The 6,614-nt window shown below is 71.5% G+C and carries 7 protein-coding genes; all 7 read right to left on the bottom strand.

Going from position 1 to position 6,614, the window contains the following annotated elements:
- Positions 1 to 58: 58 nt before the first annotated feature.
- Positions 59 to 592, bottom strand: coding sequence for an adenine phosphoribosyltransferase (locus ACWEJX_RS31755; RefSeq protein ID WP_451610869.1), 534 nt, complete (start codon positions 590 to 592; stop codon positions 59 to 61).
- Positions 589 to 1,659, bottom strand: coding sequence for a protein translocase subunit SecF (gene secF / locus ACWEJX_RS31750; RefSeq protein WP_451610868.1), 1,071 nt, complete (start codon positions 1,657 to 1,659; stop codon positions 589 to 591). The genes ACWEJX_RS31755 and secF overlap by 4 nt, the downstream gene beginning before the upstream one ends.
- A 1-nt stretch (position 1,660) precedes the next feature.
- Positions 1,661 to 3,469, bottom strand: coding sequence for a protein translocase subunit SecD (gene secD, locus ACWEJX_RS31745; protein ID WP_451610867.1), 1,809 nt, complete (start codon positions 3,467 to 3,469; stop codon positions 1,661 to 1,663).
- A gap of 159 nt (positions 3,470 to 3,628) precedes the next feature.
- Positions 3,629 to 4,063, bottom strand: coding sequence for a preprotein translocase subunit YajC (gene yajC, locus ACWEJX_RS31740; RefSeq protein ID WP_451610871.1), 435 nt, complete (start codon positions 4,061 to 4,063; stop codon positions 3,629 to 3,631).
- A 179-nt stretch (positions 4,064 to 4,242) separates the two neighbouring features.
- Complete coding sequence (gene ruvB / locus ACWEJX_RS31735; RefSeq protein ID WP_451610866.1) at positions 4,243 to 5,337, bottom strand: Holliday junction branch migration DNA helicase RuvB; 1,095 nt, start codon at positions 5,335 to 5,337, stop codon at positions 4,243 to 4,245.
- A 31-nt stretch (positions 5,338 to 5,368) separates the two neighbouring features.
- Positions 5,369 to 6,055, bottom strand: coding sequence for a Holliday junction branch migration protein RuvA (gene ruvA, locus ACWEJX_RS31730; RefSeq protein ID WP_451610865.1), 687 nt, complete (start codon positions 6,053 to 6,055; stop codon positions 5,369 to 5,371).
- A complete protein-coding gene (ruvC, locus tag ACWEJX_RS31725; RefSeq protein ID WP_451610864.1) occupies positions 6,052 to 6,582 on the bottom strand; it encodes a crossover junction endodeoxyribonuclease RuvC in 531 nt (176 codons plus the stop codon). Before ruvC ends, ruvA begins: the two co-directional genes overlap by 4 nt.
- Positions 6,583 to 6,614 lie beyond the last annotated feature (32 nt).

Below are 6,614 nucleotides of genomic sequence, written 5' to 3'. Positions count from 1 at the left end.
GAGGCGGTGGGCCTCGGACCGGGGCGGTCTGCGTACCGGTCTGCGTACCGGTCCGCGGTCAGACGGTGATCAGCGCCGTGAGCGGGGCGCCGGACAGTGCCGGCTCCAGGCGCGCGCGGCCCGGCAGGAAGCCGAGCTCCATGAGGACCGCGACGCCGGCGACCTCGGCGCCGGCGCGGCGGATGAGCTCGATGGAGGCCTCGGCGGTGCCGCCGGTGGCGAGGACGTCGTCGATGACCATGACGCGGTCGCCCGCGGCCAGGTCCTCGGCGTGCACCTCGATCTCGGCGGTGCCGTACTCCAGCTCGTACGCCTGCCGCAGGGTGGCCCCGGGCAGCTTCCCGGCCTTGCGGACCGGGATGAAGCCGATCCCGGCGCGGACGGCGACCGGCGCGGCCAGGATGAAGCCGCGGGCCTCCAGGCCGACGATCTTCGTGGCGCCGGCGTCCTTGCAGAGCCCGGCGAGCGCGTCGGTGAGCGCCGTGAAGGCCTCCGGGTCCGCGAGCAGCGGGGTGATGTCCTTGAACAGCACCCCGGGCTTCGGGTAGTCGGGGACGTCGCGGATGCGGCTCAGCAGCAGTTCGACGCTCATCCGCGGCGCTCCGGGGAGCGGCCGCGGCGCGAGCGCTGGCCGACGACGGCCGGCTCGGGGTCGCCGTACCCGTCGCCGTCGGCCTCCTCGCCCTTGGCGGCAGCGGCGGCCCGCTTGGCCAGGACGCGCTTCTTCAGCGCCTGCATGGCCGGCTCGCGCTCCTTGAGGTCGGCGACCAGCGGCGTGGCGATGAAGATCGAGGAGTACGCACCGGCGGCGAGACCCACGAACAGCGACAGCGAGATGTCGTTCAGCATGCCGGCGCCGAGCACGCCGCCGCCGATGAAGAGCAGACCGGCGACCGGCAGCAGGGCCACGACCGTGGTGTTGATCGAGCGGACCAGGGTGCCGTTGATCGAGCGGTTGGCGACGTCGCTGTACGTCCAGCGGGTCTGCTTGGTGATGCCCTTCGTCTGCTCCTTGAGGGAGTCGAAGACGACGACCGTGTCGTAGAGCGAGTAACCGAGGATCGTCAGCAGACCGATGACCGTACCGACGGTGACCTCGAAGCCGACCAGCGAGTAGATGCCGACGGTGATGGTGAGGTCGTGGATGAGCGCGACGAGCGCCGCGACGGCCATCCGCCACTCGAAGGCGATGGCGAGGTAGAGCACCACGAGGATCATGAAGACCGCGAGGCCCGTCCACGCCTTGGTGGCGATCTGGTCACCCCAGCTGGGGCCGACGATCTCGGCCGCGATCTTCTCCTGGGGGACGTTCAGGTCCTTGGCGAGCTCGCCGCGGACCTGGTCGGACTTGTCCGTGTCGAGGCCGCCGACCTGGATGCGCAGCGAACCGTTGCCGAGCTTCTGGACGAGGGCCTCGTGGCCGGAGGCGTCCTTGGCGTAGTCGGTGGCCTGCGAGACCGAGACGTCCGTCTTCGGGGTGGTGAAGACGGCGCCGCCCTGGAACTCGATGCCCATGTTCAGTCCGCGCACCGCGAGGGCGACGATGGCCGTGATGGTGATCAGGATCGAGATGCCGTACCAGATCCTGCGGTTGCCGATGAAGTCGTAGCCGACCTCGCCTCGGTGGAGCCGGGCGCCGAGATCTCCGAGCTTCGACATCTCACGCCTCCTTCGTGTCGACAGCGCCAGCGGCGGAAGCGGACGTACGGCGGGAGCGGCGCAGCGGCGGCTTGGCGCCGAGACGCCTCGGGTCCAGACCGGACCAGGGGTGGCCGTTGCCGAAGAACTTCGTGCGGGCCAGGAGCGTCATCACCGGCTTGGTGAAGAGGAACACCACGACGATGTCGAGGAGCGTGGTCAGGCCGAGCGTGAACGCGAAGCCCTTGACCTTGCCGACGGTGACGATGAAGAGCACCGCGGCGGCGAGGAACGACACGAAGTCGGAGACCAGGATGGTGCGGCGGGCGCGCGGCCAGGCGCGCTCGACGGCCGGACGCAGGGTGCGGCCCTCGCGCAGCTCGTCGCGGATGCGTTCGAAGTAGACGATGAACGAGTCCGCGGTGATGCCGATGGCCACGATGGCGCCACAGACGGCCGGCAGGTTCAGCGCGAAGCCGATGGCCGGGCCGAGCAGGGCCATGATCACGTAGGTGAGCAGGGCCGAGACGGCGAGGCTGAGGATGGCGATCAGCGACAGGCCGCGGTAGTAGACCACCAGGTAGATGATGACCAGGCCGAGGCCGATGGCGCCGGCGATCAGACCCGCCTGGAGCTGGTCGCTGCCGAGGGCGGCGGTGACGGTGTCCACGCTCTGGGTCTGGAAGGACAGCGGCAGGGCACCGTACGACAGGATGTTGCCGAGGTCCTGGGCCGATTGCTGGTTGAAGCTGCCGGAGATCTCGGCGCTGGCGGAGAGCGTCTGGCGCACGGACGGGGCCGAGACGACCTCGCCGTCGAGGACGATCGCGAACTGGTTCTGCGGCTCGGTCTGGGCCGACAGCTTGCTGGTGATCGTCTGGAACTTCTTCGAACCGGCGTCCGTGAAGTCCATGGTCACGATCCACATGCCACGGCGCTGGTCGAAGACGCCCTTGGCGTCGTCGACGTCCTTGCCCTCGACCTCGGCCGGGCCGAGCAGGTACTTCTCCCAGACGTCCTTGCCGTTCGCGTCCTTGCCGGCCTTGCCACAGGCGACGGCCGGGTCGGTCGGCTTGACGCCCTGACCGGCGGCGGAGCGCTGCTTGGGGTCGAGGCAGTTCAGCGCGGCGAACTTCTGCTGCAGGGCGGCGGTGGCGGCGTCAGCGGTCGGCTTCGGCTTCGGCGTGCCGGTCGCCTTCGGCGACGGGGACGAAGACGAGCTCGCGGTGGCCGTCGGGCTCGGGGCCTTCAGGGCCTCGGTGACGGCGCGGCCCTGGGTGGAGGCGGTGGCCGTCGGGGTGGCGGACTTCCCGCCCTTGTCGTCCTTGCCCTTGTCCGCGGTGGGCGCGGAGGCGGTGGGCTTGGGCGAGCCGGACTTGGTGCCGCTCGGGGTGGCGCTCGGCTTCGGCTGCGGCTGCTCGGCCGCGGCGACGGCGAGGACCGGCCGGAAGTACAGCTGGGCGGTGGTGCCGACCTGGTCGCGGGCCTGCTGCTCGTTCGTCCCCTTGGGGATGTTGACGATGATGTTCTCGCGGCCCTGCGTCTGGACCTCGGCCTCCGAGACACCCAGACCGTTGACACGGCGCTCGATGATGCCGACCGCCGTGTTCATGTTGGTCTCGTTGACGGCGGACTCCTGTCCGGGCTCCGCCTTCGCCTTGAGCGTGATCGACGTGCCGCCGGCGAGGTCGATGCCCAGGCGCGGGGTGGTGTGCCCCGACCAGAACATGCCGCCGGTGAGCGCGACCATGGCGATCAGAATGAGTGCCAGGGCGCGGCCCGGCCGGCTCTGGCCCCCCGCCGGCCTTCGGCCCTTCTTCGGTGCTGCCACCTTGTCGTTTCTCCCTGTCCAAACCGCCCCCACCGGTTGGGCGGGAGACGGCCACGAAGTGTGTGTGGGGACCTGCCCCCGGGGACCTGCCCCCGCAGACGTGAGACCGTCGCGGGAGCCGCGCGTGCCGGGTGGGCTACGCGCGGCTCCCGCGTGCGACTACTTGGCCTCGGTCTCGCCGTCCGCCTTGCCGTCCTTGTCGCCCTCGCCGGCGTCGGCCTTCTTGGTGAGGTCCGTCTTGACCTCGGCCGAGGTCTCCTCGGCGGCCGCGTCGGCGGTCTCGGTCAGCGACGAGGCGTCGTCCGGGACGACGGTCTCCGGGTCGTCACCGTGGACGATCCGGTTGTACTCGGAGTCCTCCAGGACGGCGCCGATGGCGTTCTTCGCGTAGACCGCGTGGACGCCGGGCGCGACCTCGAGGAGGACCGTCTCGTCGCCGATCTCCTTGACGGTGGCGTACATCCCCCCGATCGTGCGTACGCCGGTTCCGGGCTGCATCTGGTTGCGCATCTCCGCCGCCTGCGACTGCTTCTTCTTGGCAGAGCGGGTCATGAGGAACATGGCCCCGATGAGCACGATGAACGGGAGGAGCATGCCGATGTTATTCACGGGACGGAATTTCCTTCGCAAGGCCGGGGAAGACTCCGCGGCCTGATTCGGGGGTGGATGCGCCGACCATAAGGGCGGCATCGGCGGAGTCTAGGCGAGTCCGCATCGATGGAACAACGCCCAGCATCGCACCCCGGTTCCCTAATGGGCGAGTCTCCGCGCCGTCACGCCCCGAAGAGACCCTGTTGTCCCGTTCCCGACCCGCCGCCCGCCGGCCCCGGGCCCGCTGCCTGCGGCGGAACCATTCCGAGGTGGCTCCAGGCCGCCGGAGTGGCGACCCGGCCACGGGGCGTACGGGCCAGTAGCCCCTCCCGTACGAGGAAGGGTTCGGCGACCTCCTCGACGGTCTCGCGCTCCTCCCCCACGGCGACGGCGAGGGTGGACAGACCGACCGGTCCGCCGCCGAAGAGCTTGAGGAGCGCCTGCAGGACCGCGCGGTCCAGCCGGTCGAGGCCGCGGCTGTCCACCTCGTACACCCCGAGGGCCGCCGCGGCGATCTCGCGGGTGATCACGCCGTCGGCCTTGACCTGGGCGTAGTCGCGCACGCGGCGCAGGAGCCGGTTGGCGATGCGGGGGGTGCCGCGGGAGCGGCCGGCGATCTCGGCGGCGCCGGCGGTGTCGATCTCGACGTCGAGGAGCCCGGCGGAGCGCCGCACCACCCGCTCCAGCTCGTGCGGCTCGTAGAACTCCATGTGCGCGGTGAAGCCGAAGCGGTCGCGCAGCGGCGGCGGCAGCAGGCCGGCCCGGGTGGTGGCGCCGACCAGGGTGAAGGGCGGCAGCTCCAGGGGGATGGCGGTGGCGCCGGGGCCCTTGCCGACGATGACGTCGACCCGGAAGTCCTCCATCGCCATGTAGAGCATCTCCTCGGCGGGCCGGGACATCCGGTGGATCTCGTCGAGGAAGAGGATCTCGCCCTCCTGGAGGGAGGAGAGGATCGCGGCGAGGTCGCCGGCGTGCTGGATGGCGGGGCCGCTGGTGATCCTGATCGGCGCGTTCATCTCCGCGGCGATGATCATCGACAGGGTGGTCTTGCCGAGTCCGGGGGCGCCGGAGAGCAGCACGTGGTCGGCGGTGGCGCCGCGCTGCCGGGCGGCCTTCAGAACGAGGTCGAGCTGCTGGCGGACCTTCTCCTGGCCGACGAACTCGCTGAGGTCCTTGGGGCGCAGCGCGGCCTCGACGGCCTGGTCGTCGCCCTCGGCGGAGGCGCCGACGAGGCGCGCGTCCGGCTCGGCGGTGTCCGTCTCGTCGTCCCAGTTCACGTGCTCTGCCTTCTCGGTGGTGGTGGAAAAATCAGCCTCGCCGGCGATTGAGGCGCGGGGGGCCGGGGGCGGAGCCCCCGGGTGGCGTCAGCGCGCGGTTCAGCGTCTGCAGCGCTGCCCTCAGCAGCTGCGGGACCGGGGCGGAGCCGCCCGCGGCGATCGCCTCCTCGGCCTGCGGCGTCACCGCCGCCACGGCCTCCTCCGCCTCCCGGCTCGCGTAGCCGAGACCGATGAGGGCGGCGGAGAGCTGCTCGGTCCAGGGGGCGGGTCCGGTGGCGGCCGCACGCTGGGCGCCGACGAGACCGCTGCTGCCGAGCGGGGCGCCGAGTTTGTCCTTGAGTTCGAGGAGGAGCTTCTGGGCGCCCTTCTTGCCGATGCCGGGGACGGCGGTCAGCGCCTTCTCGTCGCCGGTGGAGACGGCGAGGCGCAGCGCGTCGGGGCTGTGTACGCCGAGCATGGCCTGGGCGAGCCGGGGGCCGACGCCGCTGGCGGTCTGGAGCAGCTCGAAGACCTGGCGCTCGTCGTCGTCCGCGAAGCCGTACAGGGTGAGCGAGTCCTCCCGTACGACCAGGGAGGTGGCCAGGCGGGCGTGCTCGCCGATCCGGAGGCCCGCGATGGTGTTCGGGGTGCACTGGACGGCCATGCCGACGCCGCCGACCTCGACGACTGCGGTCGTGGGGGCGAGCGCGGCGACCGGGCCGCTGACGAAGGCGATCATGACGTGCGGCCTTTCGAGGCGTGCAGGGCGACGGCCTGCTGGAGGCGGTTCTGGGCGGGGGCGCGCCAGATGTGACAGATGGCGAGGGCGAGGGCGTCGGCGGCGTCGGCCGGCTTGGGCGGCGCGGAGAGCCGGAGCAGCCGGGTGACCATGGCGCCGACCTGGGCCTTGTCGGCGCGTCCGCTGCCGGTGACGGCGGCCTTGACCTCGCTGGGGGTGTGCAGGGCGACGGGCAGTCCGCGGCGGCTGGCGCACAGCATGGCGACGGCGCTGGCCTGTGCGGTGCCCATCACCGTACGCACGTTGTGCTGGCTGAACACCCGCTCCACGGCGACGAGTTCGGGCTGGAAGCGGTCGAGCCACTCCTCTATGCCGCGCTCGATGCCGACGAGCCGCTGCCCGATGTCGGCGTCGGCGGGCGTGCGGACGACGCCGACGCCGAGCATGGTCAGCGGGCGTCCCGCGACGCCCTCGACCACGCCCACACCGCACCGGGTGAGTCCGGGGTCCACCCCGAGTACGCGCACGGCGCCCCTCCCTGATCGCACTGTTCGCAAGT

Source organism: Streptomyces sp. NPDC004788 (assembly GCF_053601115.1).
Note: the sequence above shows the minus strand (reverse complement) of the source record. Positions and strands in the feature narration are given on the sequence as shown.